The sequence below is a fragment of the Devosia sp. GW821-FHT12F11 genome (genome assembly GCF_058806655.1).
Window position 1 is genome coordinate 83,696 of sequence record NZ_JBXAPX010000003.1, and the last position, 15,825, is coordinate 99,520.

The 15,825-nt window shown below is 65.2% G+C and carries 16 protein-coding genes and 1 tRNA gene; 7 read left to right on the top strand and 10 right to left on the bottom strand.

Going from position 1 to position 15,825, the window contains the following annotated elements; translation table 11 throughout:
* Positions 1 to 74 precede the first annotated feature (74 nt).
* Positions 75 to 437 (top strand): MmcQ/YjbR family DNA-binding protein, encoded by a 363-nt coding sequence (locus AC1ROK_RS10480; RefSeq protein WP_492846558.1) that lies wholly within the window; start codon positions 75 to 77, stop codon positions 435 to 437.
* Positions 438 to 517: 80 nt separating this feature from the next.
* Here the strand turns inward: AC1ROK_RS10480 and AC1ROK_RS10485 are convergent, their stop codons facing one another.
* Genes AC1ROK_RS10485 through AC1ROK_RS10500 form a run of 4 tightly spaced genes read right to left on the bottom strand, consistent with a single transcriptional unit; the run spans position 518 to position 3,742 of the window.
* Complete coding sequence (locus AC1ROK_RS10485; protein ID WP_492846560.1) at positions 518 to 1,420, bottom strand: bifunctional methylenetetrahydrofolate dehydrogenase/methenyltetrahydrofolate cyclohydrolase; 903 nt, start codon at positions 1,418 to 1,420, stop codon at positions 518 to 520.
* Between the two features lie 56 nt (positions 1,421 to 1,476).
* On the bottom strand, positions 1,477 to 2,220 hold the full coding sequence (locus AC1ROK_RS10490; RefSeq protein ID WP_492846562.1) for a LamB/YcsF family protein: 744 nt from the start codon (positions 2,218 to 2,220) through the stop codon (positions 1,477 to 1,479).
* Positions 2,217 to 3,107 carry a 5-oxoprolinase subunit C family protein gene (locus AC1ROK_RS10495; RefSeq protein ID WP_492846564.1) on the bottom strand — a complete coding sequence of 297 codons (891 nt, stop codon included), beginning with the start codon at positions 3,105 to 3,107 and terminating at the stop codon, positions 2,217 to 2,219. The genes AC1ROK_RS10490 and AC1ROK_RS10495 overlap by 4 nt, the downstream gene beginning before the upstream one ends.
* On the bottom strand, positions 3,104 to 3,742 hold the full coding sequence (locus AC1ROK_RS10500; RefSeq protein WP_492846566.1) for a 5-oxoprolinase subunit B family protein: 639 nt from the start codon (positions 3,740 to 3,742) through the stop codon (positions 3,104 to 3,106). Before AC1ROK_RS10500 ends, AC1ROK_RS10495 begins: the two co-directional genes overlap by 4 nt.
* A gap of 204 nt (positions 3,743 to 3,946) precedes the next feature.
* Here AC1ROK_RS10500 and AC1ROK_RS10505 point away from each other — a divergent pair, with 204 nt between their 5' ends.
* Positions 3,947 to 4,495, top strand: a complete 549-nt coding sequence (locus AC1ROK_RS10505) for a dihydrofolate reductase family protein (protein WP_492846568.1) — start codon at positions 3,947 to 3,949, stop codon at positions 4,493 to 4,495.
* Here the strand turns inward: AC1ROK_RS10505 and AC1ROK_RS10510 are convergent, their stop codons facing one another.
* A complete protein-coding gene (locus tag AC1ROK_RS10510) occupies positions 4,496 to 4,711 on the bottom strand; it encodes a dodecin (RefSeq protein WP_492846570.1) in 216 nt (71 codons plus the stop codon). It lies immediately after the preceding gene.
* A 185-nt stretch (positions 4,712 to 4,896) separates the two neighbouring features.
* Here AC1ROK_RS10510 and AC1ROK_RS10515 point away from each other — a divergent pair, with 185 nt between their 5' ends.
* The 3 genes from AC1ROK_RS10515 (at position 4,897) to AC1ROK_RS10525 (ending at position 6,768) form a co-directional block, all read left to right on the top strand.
* Positions 4,897 to 5,775, top strand: a complete 879-nt coding sequence (locus AC1ROK_RS10515; RefSeq protein WP_492846572.1) for an alpha/beta fold hydrolase — start codon at positions 4,897 to 4,899, stop codon at positions 5,773 to 5,775.
* Positions 5,776 to 5,854: 79 nt separating this feature from the next.
* Positions 5,855 to 6,322 carry a DMT family transporter gene (locus tag AC1ROK_RS10520; protein ID WP_492846573.1) on the top strand — a complete coding sequence of 156 codons (468 nt, stop codon included), beginning with the start codon at positions 5,855 to 5,857 and terminating at the stop codon, positions 6,320 to 6,322.
* A complete protein-coding gene (locus AC1ROK_RS10525) occupies positions 6,319 to 6,768 on the top strand; it encodes a DMT family transporter (RefSeq protein ID WP_492846575.1) in 450 nt (149 codons plus the stop codon). Before AC1ROK_RS10520 ends, AC1ROK_RS10525 begins: the two co-directional genes overlap by 4 nt.
* Before the next feature lie 87 nt (positions 6,769 to 6,855).
* On the opposite strand, the gene AC1ROK_RS10530 is transcribed toward AC1ROK_RS10525, so the two are convergent.
* The 5 genes from AC1ROK_RS10530 to AC1ROK_RS10550 all read right to left on the bottom strand — a co-directional run bounded on the left by AC1ROK_RS10530 (position 6,856) and on the right by AC1ROK_RS10550 (position 13,153).
* Positions 6,856 to 6,945 (bottom strand) — tRNA-Ser (locus AC1ROK_RS10530).
* Between the two features lie 30 nt (positions 6,946 to 6,975).
* Positions 6,976 to 7,947, bottom strand: coding sequence for a quinone oxidoreductase family protein (locus AC1ROK_RS10535; protein ID WP_492846577.1), 972 nt, complete (start codon positions 7,945 to 7,947; stop codon positions 6,976 to 6,978).
* A 3-nt stretch (positions 7,948 to 7,950) separates the two neighbouring features.
* The gene (locus AC1ROK_RS10540; protein WP_492846579.1) at positions 7,951 to 9,453 is read right to left on the bottom strand and encodes a hypothetical protein; all 1,503 of its coding nucleotides are present in this window, start codon (positions 9,451 to 9,453) and stop codon (positions 7,951 to 7,953) included.
* Positions 9,454 to 9,467: 14 nt separating this feature from the next.
* A complete protein-coding gene (gene flgK / locus AC1ROK_RS10545) occupies positions 9,468 to 11,315 on the bottom strand; it encodes a flagellar hook-associated protein FlgK (protein ID WP_492846581.1) in 1,848 nt (615 codons plus the stop codon).
* Between the two features lie 68 nt (positions 11,316 to 11,383).
* On the bottom strand, positions 11,384 to 13,153 hold the full coding sequence (locus AC1ROK_RS10550) for a flagellar hook protein FlgE (RefSeq protein ID WP_492846583.1): 1,770 nt from the start codon (positions 13,151 to 13,153) through the stop codon (positions 11,384 to 11,386).
* Between the two features lie 557 nt (positions 13,154 to 13,710).
* On the opposite strand from AC1ROK_RS10550, the gene AC1ROK_RS10555 reads away from it, so the two are divergent.
* Both AC1ROK_RS10555 and AC1ROK_RS10560 read left to right on the top strand, forming a co-directional pair.
* Positions 13,711 to 14,667, top strand: a complete 957-nt coding sequence (locus AC1ROK_RS10555) for a LysR family transcriptional regulator (RefSeq protein WP_492846584.1) — start codon at positions 13,711 to 13,713, stop codon at positions 14,665 to 14,667.
* A gap of 123 nt (positions 14,668 to 14,790) precedes the next feature.
* Positions 14,791 to 15,822 carry an extracellular solute-binding protein gene (locus AC1ROK_RS10560; RefSeq protein WP_492846586.1) on the top strand — a complete coding sequence of 344 codons (1,032 nt, stop codon included), beginning with the start codon at positions 14,791 to 14,793 and terminating at the stop codon, positions 15,820 to 15,822.
* Positions 15,823 to 15,825 lie beyond the last annotated feature (3 nt).

Here is a 15,825-nt window from a genome sequence, read left to right on the forward strand (position 1 = left end):
AATCGAGCTCAGATGCGCCAGACTTGCAGGGTCAGTCGAGCGCTGTTTTTTGCTTCCCCCAAAGGGAGATGGCGATGGCCCGGACGAAGGAAAGCGAGATAGGACGGATGCTGCGCCTGTGCGCCGCGCTCGGCCTGCCTGAGGTGGAGGAGTCCACCAGCTACGGCGCGCCTTCAATCAAGGTCAAAGGCAAGAATTTCGCCTCGGTGCGCGGCCCAAACGAGATGGTCCTGCACTGCCCGCTGGAACACAAGGAGCTGCTGATGGAAATGGCTCCCGAGATCTACTGGCAGACCGACCATTTCATGGGCTGGCCGGGCCTCTTGGTCCGGCTGAACGTGATCGGCGACGAGGAACTGTCGCTGCGGCTCGAGGACGCCTGGAGGTTCCGGGCGCCGAGGCGGCTTGCCGACGCCTACGCGGCGGCGAAGCGGTAGGCCGACACAACCCTGCGTCTCTCGGCCCCCCAGCCCCTCCGCTCAAGGGCGAGGGGAGCAGGCTCGGCTACGGCGTCATGTCAGGGCGTCAGATCCTTCGGCGGCTCGATGCCGTTGATCAGCGAGGCGGTCGTCACCGTGTTGGCGAGCAGGCAGACGATAGTCATCGGCCCTACTCCGCCCGGCACCGGTGTGATGGCGCCCGCCACTTCCGATGCGGCCGCAAAGTCGACGTCGCCGAGCAGCCGGGTCCTGCCTTCGCCGCGTTCCGGCGCGGGGATGCGGTTGATCCCGACATCGATCACCGTGGCGCCCGGCTTGATCCAGTCACCCTTGATCATCTGCGGCCGGCCTACAGCCGCCACCACGATATCGGCGCCCCGCACCACCGAGGCCAGATCCCTGGTCTTGGAATGCGCCACGGTCACTGTGCAGTTCTCGCGCAGCAGCAGTTGCGCCATCGGCTTGCCGACCAGGTTCGAGCGACCGACGATCACCGCGTTCAGCCCCTCGAGCGAACCGAGCGTATCGCGCAGCAGCATCAGGCAGCCGAGCGGCGTGCAGGACACCGGACCCGGCAACCCGATCTGCAGCTTGCCGACGCTCGACGGCGTGAAGCAGTCCACGTCCTTGTCGGGCGAGATGGTGGCAATCACCTTGTTGGGGTCGATCTGCTTGGGCAGCGGCAACTGCACCAGGATGCCGTGAATGGCCGGATCGGCGTTGAGGTTCTGCACCAATGCCAGCACCTCGGCCTCAGAGGCCTCCTCGGGAAGTTCGTACTTTTCCGAGTGCATGCCGACCTCGACGGTCTGCTTGGCCTTCTGGCTCACGTAGATCTGGCTGCCCGGATCATGGCCGACGATCACCACGGCGAGGCCAGGTGTCACGCCGTGCTCGCGCTTCAGGCGCTCGACATGGCCGGCAATGCGCGCGCGAAGCCCCTCGGCATAGGATTTTCCGTCGATGATCTTGGCGGTCATGGGAGCTCCTCGGGATGGAGAGGCGGATATGGAACAACTCGCCCCGCCGCGCAACCTCAGTAAGGCGCGCGGATAGCGATCCCTTCGGCCTCGAGCGCTGCCCGCACCGCGCGGGCAATCGCCACCGCCTCATCGGTATCGCCGTGGATACAGAGCGAAGTCGCCCCGGTGCGGATCACCGAGCCATCGATGGCCACCAGTTCTCCCGCCCGCGCCAGCCGGACCGCGCGCTCGGCGATGGCCTTGATATCATGCAGCACCGCGCCGGGCTCCGACCGCGGCACCAGCAACCCGTTGGGCTGATACGCGCGATCGGCATAGGCCTCGCGCACCACCGGATAGCCCAGTGCCTCGGCCACCTCGACCTGCGCACTGTCATCGATCGCCAGCACCGAGAGGCCCGGCACCAGGCCGGTCACCGAGGCAAAGCACAGCGCCGCCACCGCCGGCTCCTCGGCCGCCATGTTGGCCAGCGCCCCGTGCAGCTTGAGATAGCGCACCGGCACCCCCTCCTCCTCGGCGAACTCGACCAGAGTGCGCACCTGTCCCCGCACTTGCTCGTCCAGCTCTTCGGGCGGCAACAGAAGGCGGCGGCGACCAAAGTGCTCGCGATCGGCGAAGCCCGGGTGCGCGCCGACCGCAACACCCCGGGCCTTGGCCGCCCGCAAGGTCAGCCGCATCGTCGTCTCGTCGCCGGCGTGCCCGCCGCAGGCGATCGACGCCGACGACACGATGTCGAGCAGCGCCGCGTCGCCGGGCATGCCCTCGCCGAGGTCAGCATTGAGATCGAGCTCGTTCACCGCTTCAGTCCTTCTGCATGCGCCACGGTCACCGGTGCGAACCGCAGATGGCTGCCCGGCCGCAACTGGGCGAACCGATCGAGGTCGGCCGTCACCAGCGTGGCGATCCGCGGATAGCCGCCGGTCGGCTGGTGATCGCGCATCAGCACGATCGGCGTCCCATCGCCGAGGATCTGGATATCGCCCGGCACCACGGCATCCGACACCAGCGACAGGATCCTTGCGTCGGCGAACACCTGCCCGGGATCGGCAAGCCGCACCCCCATGCGATCGAGTTGCGGCGACACCACGAAATCATCGGTAACGAAGCGCTGACGAATCGCATTGCTGAAGCGGTCGGCGTGAATGCTCCAGACGACGCGGATCGGACCATCCGCGACTTCGGCCGGGGTCGGATGCTGACCTCGTCCGCGGGACAGCGTGGGGCCGAGCGACAGGACGTCGCCAGCCAGCAGCGGGCGTCCCGCCAGACCGCCAATCCCGGCGATCGAGCTCGTCGCCCGGCTGCCCATCACCAGGGGCACATCGATCTCGCGGTCGAACCGCAGATAGCCGTAGTTCCCGGACGGACCCGGGCGGATGTCCACAACGGACCCCGCGCTCAGCAGCACCCTCGAAGGCCATGACTTTGCGTCGCCATCGATGCTGAGATCGAACGCTCCCCCGTCAACGGCGATGGAAACCGAACCTTCGGCGACAAAGCCGATCCCTGCCGTAGTGAACTCGATCCCCGTCGTTCCGGCTGTGCCCAGCCAACCGGCCGCCCGCTCGAACGCCGCGCGATCCATCGGCCCCGAGGCGCTGATGCCGTGTCGCAGCAGTCCCGGCCGCCCAGCATCCTGCAGCGTCGCCAGCGGTCCGGCGCGGGTGATGCGAATGGCGCTCACGGTGCCACCTCAAACTCAATGCTGTCTCCGGCGCGCACTGCGCTCGGAGGCTCTGCCGCCGGGTCGAAATTGCGAAAACCCGTATGGCCAATGACGTGCCAGCCGGTCGGAATGGGGGTTGAGGTGATCGCCGTCTGTCCAGCAGCGAACAGCACCGTGCCCGCCGGCACCTGCCGCCGGACCGCGGCCCGCCGCGGCACCGCCAGCGCCTCGGGGTGCATGCCGCAATAGACAAAGCCGGGGGCGAAGCCGGTCGCCAGCACGCGCAGTGGCGCTGCGTTGTGCGCCCGAATGAAGTCCGCCACCGGCAGTTCCACCAGCTCCGCCACTTCTTCGAGGTCCTCACCATCGAAGCTGACGGCCACGGCATGCCGGACGCCTGCGGCGATAGAGTCGTCCGCTGCCGGGGCCAGCAACCTGATCTCCCCCGCCAGCCGGTCGAATGTCAGCTTCGTCGGTTCGTATCGCACCAGCACCGAGATGAGGTTCGGCACCACCTCGACCACATCAGGAATCGCGGCCGCCTCGATGCGCCGTGCGAAGTCAATTGCAGCCCGGTTGGCCGCATCGGACAGCGTCTCGCCGAACCGCACCAGCAGTCCCCGGTCGCCCAGCGGCAGGATCAGCGGTAGCAAGCGGTGAACTCCGATCGAGGTTGCGCCCCTGACCTAGTGCATTTCACCCTTCCGTTGAAACGGCGAAACGCTCCAGATTCCTGATTTGCCCGGCTTTCGAACCGGAAAGGTCTGAGGCTCTTCCCGACAGCACGGCGCGTGCCGCCGCCCGGGAAACCCCAATCTCCAATTGCCGCGCCCTACGCCGCGCGCTAGAGCCGGATCATGTCCATTCCTGATACCAGCGTCATCGTCGAAGGCCACGCCATCGTCTCGGTCGACGGCATGATCGCCGCTGCCGATGGCAGCATGCCGCCGGCGCTCCGCAACGAAGCGGACTGGCGCATCTTCCAGGCGGCGCTCGACGCCGCAGTGCTGGTCGTCCTCGGCCGGCTGGGTCACGAGCGGCATCCGAACCCCGGCCGCAAGCGCCTGGTGCTGACACGCTCGGTCGCAACGCTCGAACGCGACCCAGCCGATCCCCTGACGCATTTCTGGAACCCTGACGGCATCGAGGTCGCAGACGTCCTCGGCCAACTCGGCATCACCTCGGGCACCCTCGCCATCACCGGCGGCACTGGAACCTTCGATCTGTTCGTGCCGCTGTTCGATCGCTTCGTACTCTCAGAAGTTCGTGAGCTGACACTGCCCGACGGTATCCCCTGCTTCAGCAAGGGTCACCCAAGGCTGGTGCTGCCGGGCGCCGGTCTCGCGGCCCGCGACATGGAACTGATCGATCGCGGCGTGGTCCAGACCCAGTGGGTCCGGCCCTGATCAGCTCGGATCCTCGATCCGGAATCCGACCTGCATGACCACCTGATACTGCGCGACCTTCCCTTCGAAGATCGAGCCGCGCACCTCCTCAACCTCGAACCATTCGAGGTTGCGTGTGGTGCGATGCGCGCGGGCGATGGCGCTTTCGATCGCATCGGTAATCGAGGTCGACGAGGAGCCGACGAGATCGATCTTCTTGTAAGTATGGTTTGGCATGTCAGTCCCCTTCTCGTGTCGAACGGGCGATGAGCCTGGCTGCCGGTGGTGTGCCGGCAGCCCTGCTACGGCGCGCCTTTCCGGAGGAGCTGTCAAGGGGATGCCAACTGCCTGCGCCGCAATGAAACGGACACCGTTCACCTGCGTTCACCGAGGAACAAAGGCAGGCTGAGAGGTGATTTCCGATGGGTGGGAATGTTCGACATCTGAGGACGATGGTCGGCAACCTCGACATATTCTTCCGCGAGGCAGGGCCTGCCGACGCGCCGATTGTCCTGCTGCCGCATGGCTACCCTTGCTCGTCCTTTGAGTTCCGCAACCTGATGCCTCGGTTGGCCGACCGCTGGCGCCTGATTGCACCCGACTTTCCGGGCGCCGGCTACAGCAGCGACCCTGACGACTTCGACTACAGCTTCGACGGCTATGCCGATTTCCTCGACAGTTTCGTCGCTGCACTCGGCATCGACCGCTTTGTCCTCTACCTGCACGATTTCGGCTCCCCGATCGGGGCTCGCCTCGCCATCAAGGCGCCCGAGCGCATCGTGGCGATGATCCTGCAAAATGCCGACGTACCCTACGAGGACGCGCTGGGCCCGAAATACGCCGAGATCGAGCGCACCTGGCAACTGCCCCCGGCACAGATGCGGGCCGAGTTGGCCAAGGCGATCAGCAAAGAGACGTTCAGGGAGGAGTTCCAGAACGGCATCCCCACCGAAATCGCCGACCGCCTGCCTCCCGACCTATGGGAACTGCATTGGTCATTGATGACGCCAAGGCGCAAGCGGATCGCCATAGATCTCATCGCCGGGCTCAAGGAGAACCGTGCCTGGTTTCCCCAACATCGCGATTACCTCCGAGCATATCGGCCGGCGACGCTGATCATATGGGGACCGCATGATGAGTATATGCCCGAAGTATCGGCGCGGGCTTACCTGCGCGATCTGCCCGATGCCGAGTTGCACCTCCTCGACGGCGGCCACTGGCTGCTCGAAACTCATCTCGATGAGGTCTCGGGGATCATGCGTGGTTTCCTGGATCGGGTCGCGCCTCCGGGGCGCGCATAGCTCTTGATCGCTCGGACATCTTGACGATGCGGCGCTCCATCCGTCACTTGCTGATGGCCACCTCCCAACGTAGTCCCAGATGTCACCTCGCCGGATTGATCTCGCCGCCAACCTTGCCGCGCTGGCGGCAGGAGCCCTGCTCTCGCTCATGGTCCATCTCAATGGCGAATTGGCCCGCCAGGGCGGCGCGCTGTTCTCGTCCTGGATGGCCCACGGCACCGGGACCATCGCAGCCGTCTTGGTAATCCCGCTGTGGTGGAAGGCCATCCGGCGCAGCGATGCGCCACGCCAGGCCATTCCGCTCTGGGCCTATCTCGGCGGCTTCGCCGGCGCCGTCACGGTGATCATGACCTCAACCGCCGTGAACTCGGCACTGGCACTCTCCGGCACCGTGGCGCTGGGCCTCGCGGGCCAGATCGTCTTCAGCCTCGCCGCCGATCAGTGGGGGCTGTTCGGCATCGCCAGACGGCGGCTTCGACTGGGCGACGCAATCGCCCTTGCGCTGATCGTCGCCGGCAGCGCCCTCGTGATCTGGGGCAGCCTATGATCGAAGCAGTGATTCTTGCTTTCGTCGCGGGCGGGCTGGTCGGCGTCAGCCGCCAGCTGAACGGCCGGCTGGCGGTGTCGACTTCGGCGCTGTTCGCCTCGTTCTGCAATCACCTTGTCGGCTTCGGCCTCCTTACCGTGCTCGGGCTGGCGATCGGCGGTCTGCTCCGCGACGGCGCCTTCTCAGGCCCGTGGCACATCTATTTCGGTGGGCCGGTCGGTGTAGTGTTCGTGGCACTGAGCAGTTGGATCATCGGCCAGATCGGCGCCACCCGCTCCACCATGCTGATCATCGCCGGCCAGGTGCTCGGCGGCGTAGCGCTGGATTGGGTGCTGACCGGCAAACCGGTCTCGCTCGCCGCGCTCTGCGGCATCTTCCTGATCGTCGCTGGAGTGATCGTCGCGCAGCGCCAGCGCCTGAGCCCGGCGGCTGAGCCCGGCGGCTGAGACAGACCAAGCCTAGGGAACTGGCGGGGAGAAGGAAATAAGCTGTCACACGGACCATGTCTCCCTGCGCTGCTGCGCAGCGCAGGGTGGCGGGTAGGGAGGGATTCGAACCCCCGGAACGCTTTCACGTTCGCCGGTTTTCAAGACCGGAGCAATCAACCGCTCTGCCACCTACCCGACGGCCACGCCTTTAGCGGCAGCCGCGCCTTACGGCAAGAGCAGCGTCGAGCCGGTGGTGGCGCGCGACTCGAGCGCCATGTGGGCTTTGGCTGCCTCGGCAAGCGGGAAGGTCTGGTCGATGGCGATCTTCACTTTGCCCAGCGAGATCACATTGAACAGCGCCTCTGCCGCGAGCCGCAGATCGTCTGCGGTCCTGAGGTACCCCCCGGTGGTGGGCCGGGTGAGGAACAGCGATCCCTTCTCAGCGAGGATTGTCAGCTTGGGAATGGACACCGGACCCGAGGCATTGCCGAAGCTGACCATCAGACCGCGCTGCCGGATGCAATCGAGCGATGGCTCGAAGGTCGCGGCGCCGACGCCGTCATAGACGACGTCGACCCCCTTGCCGCCGGTGAACTGCTTCACTCCCTCGACAAAGTTGTCGGTCCGGTAGTTGATCGTGAGGTCCGCACCATTCGCTCGCGCGATGGCGCACTTGTCGTCCGACCCGGCCGTGGCGATCACCGTCGCGCCGATCGCCTTGGCCCATTGCGTCAGGATCTGCCCGGTGCCGCCGGCGGCGGCGTGGATGAGGATGGTCTCGCCGGCCTTGAGCGGATGGGTCCAGTGCAGCAGATAGAAGGCCGTCAGCCCCTTGAGAATCGCCGCCGCCGCCACCTCGTAGCTGATGCCCTCGGGGATGCGCACCACCCGGTCCGCCGGCAGCAGGCGCTCGTCGGCATAGGCGCCGACAGAGCCCTGGTAAGCGACACGATCACCAACCCGCCACTGGGTGACATCTGGCCCGACCGCGATCACTTCGCCGGCGCCTTCGTTGCCCGCGACGAACGGCAGGGTCACCTTGTAAAGCCCGGTGCGCTGGTAGGTATCGATGAAGTTGAGCCCGATGGCGTGGCTTCTGATCTTGATCTGTCCCGCGCCGGGCGCCGGAACGTCGACCTGCTCCAGTCTCAGCTTTTCGGGGCCGCCAAGCTCGTGGACGACGATCGCGCGGGGCATCGGTTACCTCATGTAGTTCACCAGCGACAGCTGGCTGAGCAGCGCCGTGGTCTGATAGCTCGCTTCGAGGCGCGTCTTCAGCGCCAGGATCTCCATGGCGATCGTCTCGGTGGGCGCCGCCTCGATCTGCTCTAGCATGTTTCCGAGCTGGGCGGAGTGCGCGGTATGCCGCTCGGCGATGGCGCCGGTGGTGCTCTGGGCGAGGCCGAGCTCCACGGTGATCGCGGCGAGCGAGCCGGGCTGGTTGTCCTTGGTGTCGGCGAGGCGGGCAGCATTGCGCGACATCATGGACGAATAGCGCTTTTCCGAGGTCGGGTCGCTGTCTGGAAAATCCTGCACCGAGACGGCCGCCAGCGTCTGGATCAGGTTGATGAAGCCGGCCTCATTGGCCTGTACGCCATAACCGACAGTAGTGCCCTCGCCGACCCGCGCCGTCACGGTGCTGCGTGGATCAGCGCTGTCCTCGCCGGTGTACCAGAGCATGGTGTTGGCCGAGGTGCCGGCGATGAGCCCGGTGGCGCTGTCGAAAGGCGGGCCGTCGACGCGCATCACCTGCTCGCCCTGGCCGTTGAAGAAGTTCTCGGCGGCGGCATAAGCGGAAGCCGAGACCAGCGTGGTCTCGGAGAGCTGCTTGACCGAGCCGGTGAGCGCGGTCTCGAAGCTGGCGGCGGTCGCATCGGCATCGGCGCCGATCTGGAATTCGCCGTCGCCCGGAGTCCCCGTGGTGGCGACCAGGACGATCTGCTCCTCGGTGCCGTCCGGCATGGTGAAGCTGACCTGCACTTTGTCGCCGGCATTGGGCAACGGCGTGCCGAACTTTACCGTCAGCGCCGGGGGCGGGCCGCCGCCCGGCGCAGTGACGGCGATGTTGGCCGAGGTGGTGGTGACGCCCGAGAGCTTCATGCCGAAGACGGTGCTCTCTTCGGCCAGCGTCACCGTGTCGGTGGCCCGAGTGATATCGAGGCGGCCGAGATGGTCGGCGCCGAGGTCAGCAAGCTTCCGCTCGCCGGCCACCTGCTTGAAGCCAGCGCGGGCGCCAACGCCGTTCATCACGTCCGACGGCGTCGCCACCGGCTGGCTGTCAGTGCGATTGCCGCCGAACATGTAGCGGCCTGCGGCATCGGTATTGAGCAGCGTCAGCACTTCATCGAAGCGCGAGCCGGCCAGAGTCGGAGTCGTCTGGAAGTTGATGCCGGAGGTGCCGCCACCGCCCGAGATCGCCGCGGCACGGGCATCGGACTCGATGGTGTCGAGCCGGCTCATCACCGTGTCCAGTACTTCGAGGCGGAGGTTCACGGTGGAGATCGACTGCTGGTAGCCATCCATGCGGGCCATGCGCTGGCGCAACGCCAGGTCGAAATAGCGGTCCGAGCCCATCTCGGCGAGGGTCGAGGCCTTCTCGCCGCTGGCCAGCTGCGTCTGCAGCTGGTCGTAGCGGGCCTTCATGCTGGTGATGTTCTTGATGCCGTTGGCGAGCGGGAACATCGTCTTGCCGACTGAGGTCATGGGCTTTGTTCCTTCTAGAGCTGCATCAGGGAGTCCATCAGTTCCTGCACCACGCTCATCACTCGCGCATTGGCGGCGAAGGCGTTCTGCAGTTCCATCAGGCGCGCCATTTCTTCGTCGACGTCGACGCCGTACTCGTTATCGAGCCGCTGCGTCAGGGCATCGAGCGTCTGCTGCTGCGTCTCGTTGTTGGAGATCGCGGCTTCGGCGACGTTGCCCTGGTAGTTGAGGGTCTGCGAGATCAGGTCGGCGACGGTGCCGCCGAGCCGCGAACTGGCATTGCTGAGCCCGCCCCCCTGCCCGCCGGAAAACCGCATGCCATCCAGGTTCGAGATTAGCTGGTTCAGCCGGTCCTGATCGCCGAGCGGCGTCGTGCCGGTGTACTGCACCAGGAGCTTGTTATCGGCGACTATCGAAGCGTTGACGCTGATGCGGCTGGCAAAGCCCAGCTTCTGGCCGACGCCATCGAGACTGTTGGTGAAATCGGCATTGTTGGTGTCGACGAACAGCGAGAAGCCGAGCGTGCCGTTCTGCAGCCCCGACGAGGTGGTGCGGGTCGAGAGCGACAGCATGTCGGTCGTCCCGGCGACGCCGTCGTCCATGATCCGGATCGCGTTGCCCGACGGGTTCGAAATATTGAAGCCGCCGCCGAGCTTGTTCTGCAACTGCGACGCGACCCCGGCGGCCCCACCGGAGAAATCGAGCCCGATCACCCGAGCACCATTGGCATCGACATAATCGAGGGGAAGCTTGGTGGTGTCATCGACCCGCAGCACGCGGATGGTCTTTTCCGCCCCGCCCTGGGTGTATTTGAAGGTGAACTCGTTGCCGTTGCGGACGTTGGCTAGGTCGACCTCGTAGCCGTTGGACGGACCGGAGGTGACCTGAGTGCCCTGGGTGACGTTGGTCGACATCGCCTGCGCCACCGAGGCGGCGATCTCATCGAGCTGGTCCTGCGCCTGCACCAGTTGCTGGTCGCGCAGCTGAATCAGGCCGGCGAGCTCGCCCGACTGCAGCACGTTCTGCTTCACCAGGTCGATCTCGAGCCCCGCCGGGGTCATGATCGAGAGCTTGCCGACGCCGCTCACCGCATCGTTGGGGCTGAAGCGTGAGGCAGCCGACAGCGCGCCGGCGCTCTCGTAGCTGAATACCGAGGCCTTCACGTCAAGGATGCCGACACCGGAACGGGTCATCAGCGACACGGTGCCGTCGCCGCGATAGCTGACGCGCAGGTCCATCTGCTGCGACAGATCCTCGACCAGCCGGTCGCGCTGATCCATCAGCGTGGCGCGCGAGGTGGCGTCGATGCCCTGGTCGGCGAGCCTGAGGTTCACCTTCTCGAGCGACTGCAGATGATTGTTGATCGAGTCGACGCTGTTGGAGAGCTTGGCCTCGATCTCCTGGCGCAGCGACTGGATGTCTGAGCTCAACCGGTTGAGTGTCGAGGCCACCGTCTGCGCCTTCTGCACCAGGTCGGCGCGGTTGGCGTAGCTGTCGGGACTGGTGGCCGCAGCGGCGAGGGAGCTCTCGAACGCGTTGTAGGCGCTGTCGATCGAGCCGACGGTACCGGGCTTGCCGAACAGGGTCTGCACCCGGTCGAGGAAACTCGCCTGCACGCCGGTGAAGCCGGATTCCGCCGTGGTGCGCGTATAATGCGCCTGCAGCGACTGGTTGAAGGTGCGGCTGAGCTGGCCTTCGCGGGCATAGGTCGAGTTGACGCCCAACGAGTCGATGACGCTGACCGAACGCCGGTGATAGCCGGGGGTGCCGGCATTGGCGACGTTGTTGGACAGCGTATCGAGCGCGTTCTGGCCGACACGCATGCCCGAAAGCGCATTGCTGAGGGTAACCGAGAGCCCCATACCACCCTGCTCCAGTTGAGAAATCTCCGGCGCGGGGTGGCCCCGCGCCGGAGGGGTTCAGTTCCGCCTCAGCGGATCATGTTCAGCGATTCCTGCAGCATCTGGTCGGCCGCGGAGACGATGCGGGTACCGGCGGCGTAGGCTTGCTGCGTGACGATCAGCTTGGTGAACTCTTCCGAGATATCGGTATTGGAGGCCTCGACGGCCGAACCGATCACCCCGTCGGTGTCGAGCAGCGGTTCGCCCGATTCCGAGGTTGCCGCGAACACGCCGCCATCCATGCGCTTGAGCGCATTGACGGCGTTGAAGTTGGCGGTGACCACCTGGGCCACTTCGAGCTGCTGCCCGTTGGTGTAGGACACCACCACGCGGCCATTGTCGTTCACCGACACCGAAACAAACTCGCCGGCGGCGTAGCCGTTCTGGTTGAGCGTCGTCACTTCGGCGTTGCCGTTCGGATCGGCGAACTGGGTCAGGCCCGAGGCGCCGTGCTGCAGCCGGATGTCGCCGATGGTGACGCCGTTGACCGTCAGACCCGGCAGTTCCGTCGCCTCGACCGGCGGGTTGGGCGAGCCGTCGGGCCCGAAGGTGTAGTCGTCACCGACGCGGGTCCAGGCCGTGCCCGAGCCGGTCGCCTGGGAGTTGGTGAGGATGAACAGGTTCCACTTCTCGGCCCCGCCGTTGGCCGTCGAGTTCACCTTGGCCCAGCGCATCTGCACGTTGGCCGGCGCGCCATTGCCGGCATAGACCGTGACGGCACCGCCAGAGATCGACTGCGAAACGAAGGCGTCGGCCTTGTCGGCGCTGATGGTGTTGACGCGCTGCTGCAAGGCGAGCGCCGATGAAACGGTCGGGTTGTACGTGCCGTCGGCCAGGCCGAAGCCTAGCGACGAGGTGCCGGTGGTGTTGTCGGCAACCTGCACCACATCGGTGGCGTCGGCGCCGGTCACGGTGATGGCGCCGCTCGAATTGAGGGCGACAGTGGGCCGTTCGCCGGCGGGCAGCGCACCGTCGATCGCCGTCTGGATGGCCGTCAGCAGGCCCCCGACAGTGCCCGCGGCGGTCACGTCGACGTTGGTGCCGCTGGTACCGCCGCCTTCGTTGAAGGTTATGGTGACCGGCGTGCCGTTGACGGTGAGAGTCAGCGTGTTGCCGGCGCTGGCAATGGTGTTCGCGGCAGCGCCGGAGGTGGTGGTGGCGCCAGAGGTGGTCGCGGCTGTGTCCGGCGTGATGGTCAGGAAGTCTTGTGCCCGTAGCAACTCGCTGCCCGGAACCTTCGAGGCCTGGTAAGCCGCGGTCTTGGGCAACTGCGGCAGGTTCAGCTCATAGTTGACCGAAGTGGTCTGCTGCGCCGGCAGGAACGCGCTCGAGACCTGCAGCACCTGCGGCACCGAACTCGAGATGTTCTGGGTCGCCGGATCGATCGGCAGGCCCTTCAGGTAGTAGCCCGAACCGTTGACCAGGTAGCCGTTCTTATCGAGTTCGAAGTCGCCGCGGCGGGTGTAGTAGTTGGCGCCGGCGAACAGCGTGTCGCCGTCCGACATGCCGATCGGCGGCTCGACCACGAAGAAGCCATTGCCATTAATGGCCATGTTGGTTTCGGTCGACGTGCCCTTGATGTCGCCCTGGATGTTGTTGGTCGAGCGCGAGTAGGCGAGCACCGAGCCGGCCGTCTGCCGCTTCTGGGCGGCATCGGGGATCATGTCGACGAAGTCGGTGTCGATGCGCTTGAAGCCGGTGGTCTGGCTGTTGGCGATGTTGCCCGAGATGTTCTCGAGCGCGAAGGATTGGGCGCGTAGCCCGGTGACTGCGGTCGAAAGAGCGCCGTAGATGCCCATAGTTTGCTCCATACCCCCATTTGGCGTGCGGACACGCGGGTTCGGGTGAAGCAATGCAAGGGCGATGCCAGATCGACTTAGCATTGAAATTGCTTGGTTATTCGCCCTGACAGTAACGGATATGGCGACAAAGGGGCAAAAGAGTCCGGGCCAGGCGGCAACTATTGCCGGGATGCGAGTAATCGTCCCAAGGGACGGGCCAATGCCGGCAACGGCGCGCCTCTACGACCAACAAGCGGCGGGTCGGGCGAGGACGTCGGAGTTCCGCGGACGGCAGCGAACCACCCGATGCCTCCTCGGTTCCCCCGAAACCCTAGAAAGAGATGACGTCTGTTGGCCTCAAGGCAGCGCGCCTGGCCGACGCAAGCTTAGCGAAATGGCACCAGTTCCGGATCTGGGGCCACGAAGGTCGGCCTGTACCATCTCGCACTTTACCGCCATCATCCGGTTATGCAGGGAAGTTTCAGTCAGACCCCGTCTAGTGGGCGTTTCGTCGCCGGTCGGTCGGGAAAGCGCCAACTCCGACCGCGCCGAGGTGGCGGTGGTCGACAGTGACGATGAATAGCCGCTCCAATTTCTTTGGCCTGAGCCTGCGCGAGCTGGACATTCTGCGTCGCCTGCTCGCCGAGCGTAGCGTTTCGGGCGTGGCCGCACAGCTTGGTCAGAGCCAGCCTTCGGTCAGCGCCATCCTGCGCCGCCTGCGCGACATTTTCGGTGACCCGCTCCTGGTGCGCTCGGGGCAGAAGATGGTCCTCACCGAAAAGGGCATGCTGGTCTCGACGCAGGTCGAGGAACTCATGAATCGCTTCGTCGAGTTGCTCGAGTCCGACGAGACATTTGATCCCGCCACATCCGAACGGACCATTCGAATTGCGGCCGCCACGTCCTTCGAGTTCTTTCTCGTGCCCCACCTCATCGCCGAACTGCACAAGGTTGCGCCGCGCTGCCGGTTGGAGCTGTTCGTGCCGACGATGCAAAGCGGCGAAGAGACAGAGCGCGAGACGGGTGGTCTAGACGCCATCGTCGGTAACTGGCCGGTGCCGCCGCCGCATCTGAAGCATATGCCGCTCGCGAGCTCGGAGCTCGCATGCCTCGTCTGTGCGTCCCATCCCCTGCCGGCCGGTACGCACCTGACGCTCGAGGATTATGTGAGGTTGAGCCACATCTCTCCCTCGGCTCCTCAGGATCTCTCGATCCGTCCGATCGAGGGCATGCTGATGCGGTTGGGGCTTGAGCGGCGCGTGGTGGTGTCGGTGCCCGACTATTCGATCATTCCGCAGTTATTGCCCGGAACGCACCACGCCTTCACGGTGGGGCGCCGCTATGCAGAGCACGCGGCGCGTGGCGGCAAGCTCAAGGTTCTGCTGATGCCGGACGAGCTCAAAGTCATGGCCTTCTACCTGCTCTGGCACGAGAGATCGCAGTCCAGCCGCTATCATCGCTGGCTGCGCGAGACCATCCGCCGGCTGGTCCGCGAGCGGGACGTATTGGCGGTTCCCGGCATCGCCCCATAACGGTGCGGTTATGACTTCTATATGGGATGGGCAACTGTCCCTCAGTTTGCCCCATGCCTAGTCTCCTCGCGACGTGCCTTTGCGAGTGGGCACGGGAACAACGATCAACACAGCAGGGAATCCATGAAACGCATTGCTTGTTACGCGGCTCTGACCGCGGTGAGCCTTTTCCCGTGCCTGCCCGCCCTTGCGCAGGATTACTCGGGTCACACTCTCGTCGTCGGCACCTGGGGCGGCGATATCGAACGGCTGCTACGGGAGCATGTCGCCGGGCCGCTCGAGGCCAAGACCGGCGCCAAAGTCGAGTTTCTGCTCGGCGGCAGCGGTGACCGCATGTCCAAGATGGTTGCCGAGCGCAACAATCCCACCATGGATGTGACCTTCCAGAACATCTATGAGGCGCCCGCCGCCCTGAAGGAGGGGCTGGTTGTCGCCCCCGATGCCGCGCTGGTGCCGACAGCTGCCGACGTCTGGCCCGGCATGAACGATGGTTGCTATGCCATGAGCCTGGTTGGCCTCGGCATTGCCTATAGCAAGGCTCTGTTTCCCGAAGCGCCCGAATGGGCCGACCTGTGGAAGGCAGAGTTCAAGGGCAAGATGGCCTATGCCCCATATCCCAGCTCGGAAGGCGACGGGATGCTGGCTGTCGCCGCCCGTATCGCCGGCGTCAACGAACACGATCCGGACGCCGCTTTTGCCAAGCTGGCGGAACTGGGTGCGCCGGTGCTCAGCTATAGCAGCCTCGACGAAGTCTTCACCCTCATGGATGCCGGCGAGATCGCCGCAGCACCGATGATATCGGGCTACGTCTTGTCGAACCTGGGTAACTATGAAGGCATTGGCTTCGTGTTCCCCAAGAACCCCGGACCGGTGCTGGTGCGTGACATGGTCTGCCAGGTGGCCAACAGCCCGGAGCCTGAACTGGCCCAGATGTTCATCGACCTTGCGCTCAGCGTTGAGACCCAGACGGCTTATGCGAGGGAACTCAATTTCGGTCCGACCAACTCCAAGGTGGAACTGACTGAAGAAGAAGCCGCTCGCGTGATCAATACCCCGGAAGAAGTGTCAAGCCTGCTTCAGCTGGATTGGTCCTACGTCATCGAGCAGCGTTCCGACTGGACCGATCGCTGGAACAAGCAAATCCTTGGTCAGTAATCA

Bases quoted from the DNA above. Each gene is read 5' to 3' on its own strand.
- AC1ROK_RS10480 (WP_492846558.1), top strand. From the start codon at position 75: ATGGCCCGGACGAAGGAAAGCGAGATAGGACGGATGCTGCGCCTGTGC.
- AC1ROK_RS10485 (WP_492846560.1), bottom strand. From the start codon at position 1,420: ATGACCGCCAAGATCATCGACGGAAAATCCTATGCCGAGGGGCTTCGC.
- AC1ROK_RS10505 (WP_492846568.1), top strand. From the start codon at position 3,947: ATGTCCATTCCTGATACCAGCGTCATCGTCGAAGGCCACGCCATCGTC.
- AC1ROK_RS10510 (WP_492846570.1), bottom strand. From the start codon at position 4,711: ATGCCAAACCATACTTACAAGAAGATCGATCTCGTCGGCTCCTCGTCG.
- AC1ROK_RS10515 (WP_492846572.1), top strand. From the start codon at position 4,897: ATGGGTGGGAATGTTCGACATCTGAGGACGATGGTCGGCAACCTCGAC.
- AC1ROK_RS10520 (WP_492846573.1), top strand. From the start codon at position 5,855: ATGTCACCTCGCCGGATTGATCTCGCCGCCAACCTTGCCGCGCTGGCG.
- AC1ROK_RS10525 (WP_492846575.1), top strand. From the start codon at position 6,319: ATGATCGAAGCAGTGATTCTTGCTTTCGTCGCGGGCGGGCTGGTCGGC.
- AC1ROK_RS10535 (WP_492846577.1), bottom strand. From the start codon at position 7,947: ATGCCCCGCGCGATCGTCGTCCACGAGCTTGGCGGCCCCGAAAAGCTG.
- AC1ROK_RS10540 (WP_492846579.1), bottom strand. From the start codon at position 9,453: ATGACCTCAGTCGGCAAGACGATGTTCCCGCTCGCCAACGGCATCAAG.
- flgK (WP_492846581.1), bottom strand. From the start codon at position 11,315: ATGGGGCTCTCGGTTACCCTCAGCAATGCGCTTTCGGGCATGCGTGTC.
- AC1ROK_RS10550 (WP_492846583.1), bottom strand. From the start codon at position 13,153: ATGGGCATCTACGGCGCTCTTTCGACCGCAGTCACCGGGCTACGCGCC.
- AC1ROK_RS10555 (WP_492846584.1), top strand. From the start codon at position 13,711: ATGAATAGCCGCTCCAATTTCTTTGGCCTGAGCCTGCGCGAGCTGGAC.
- AC1ROK_RS10560 (WP_492846586.1), top strand. From the start codon at position 14,791: ATGAAACGCATTGCTTGTTACGCGGCTCTGACCGCGGTGAGCCTTTTC.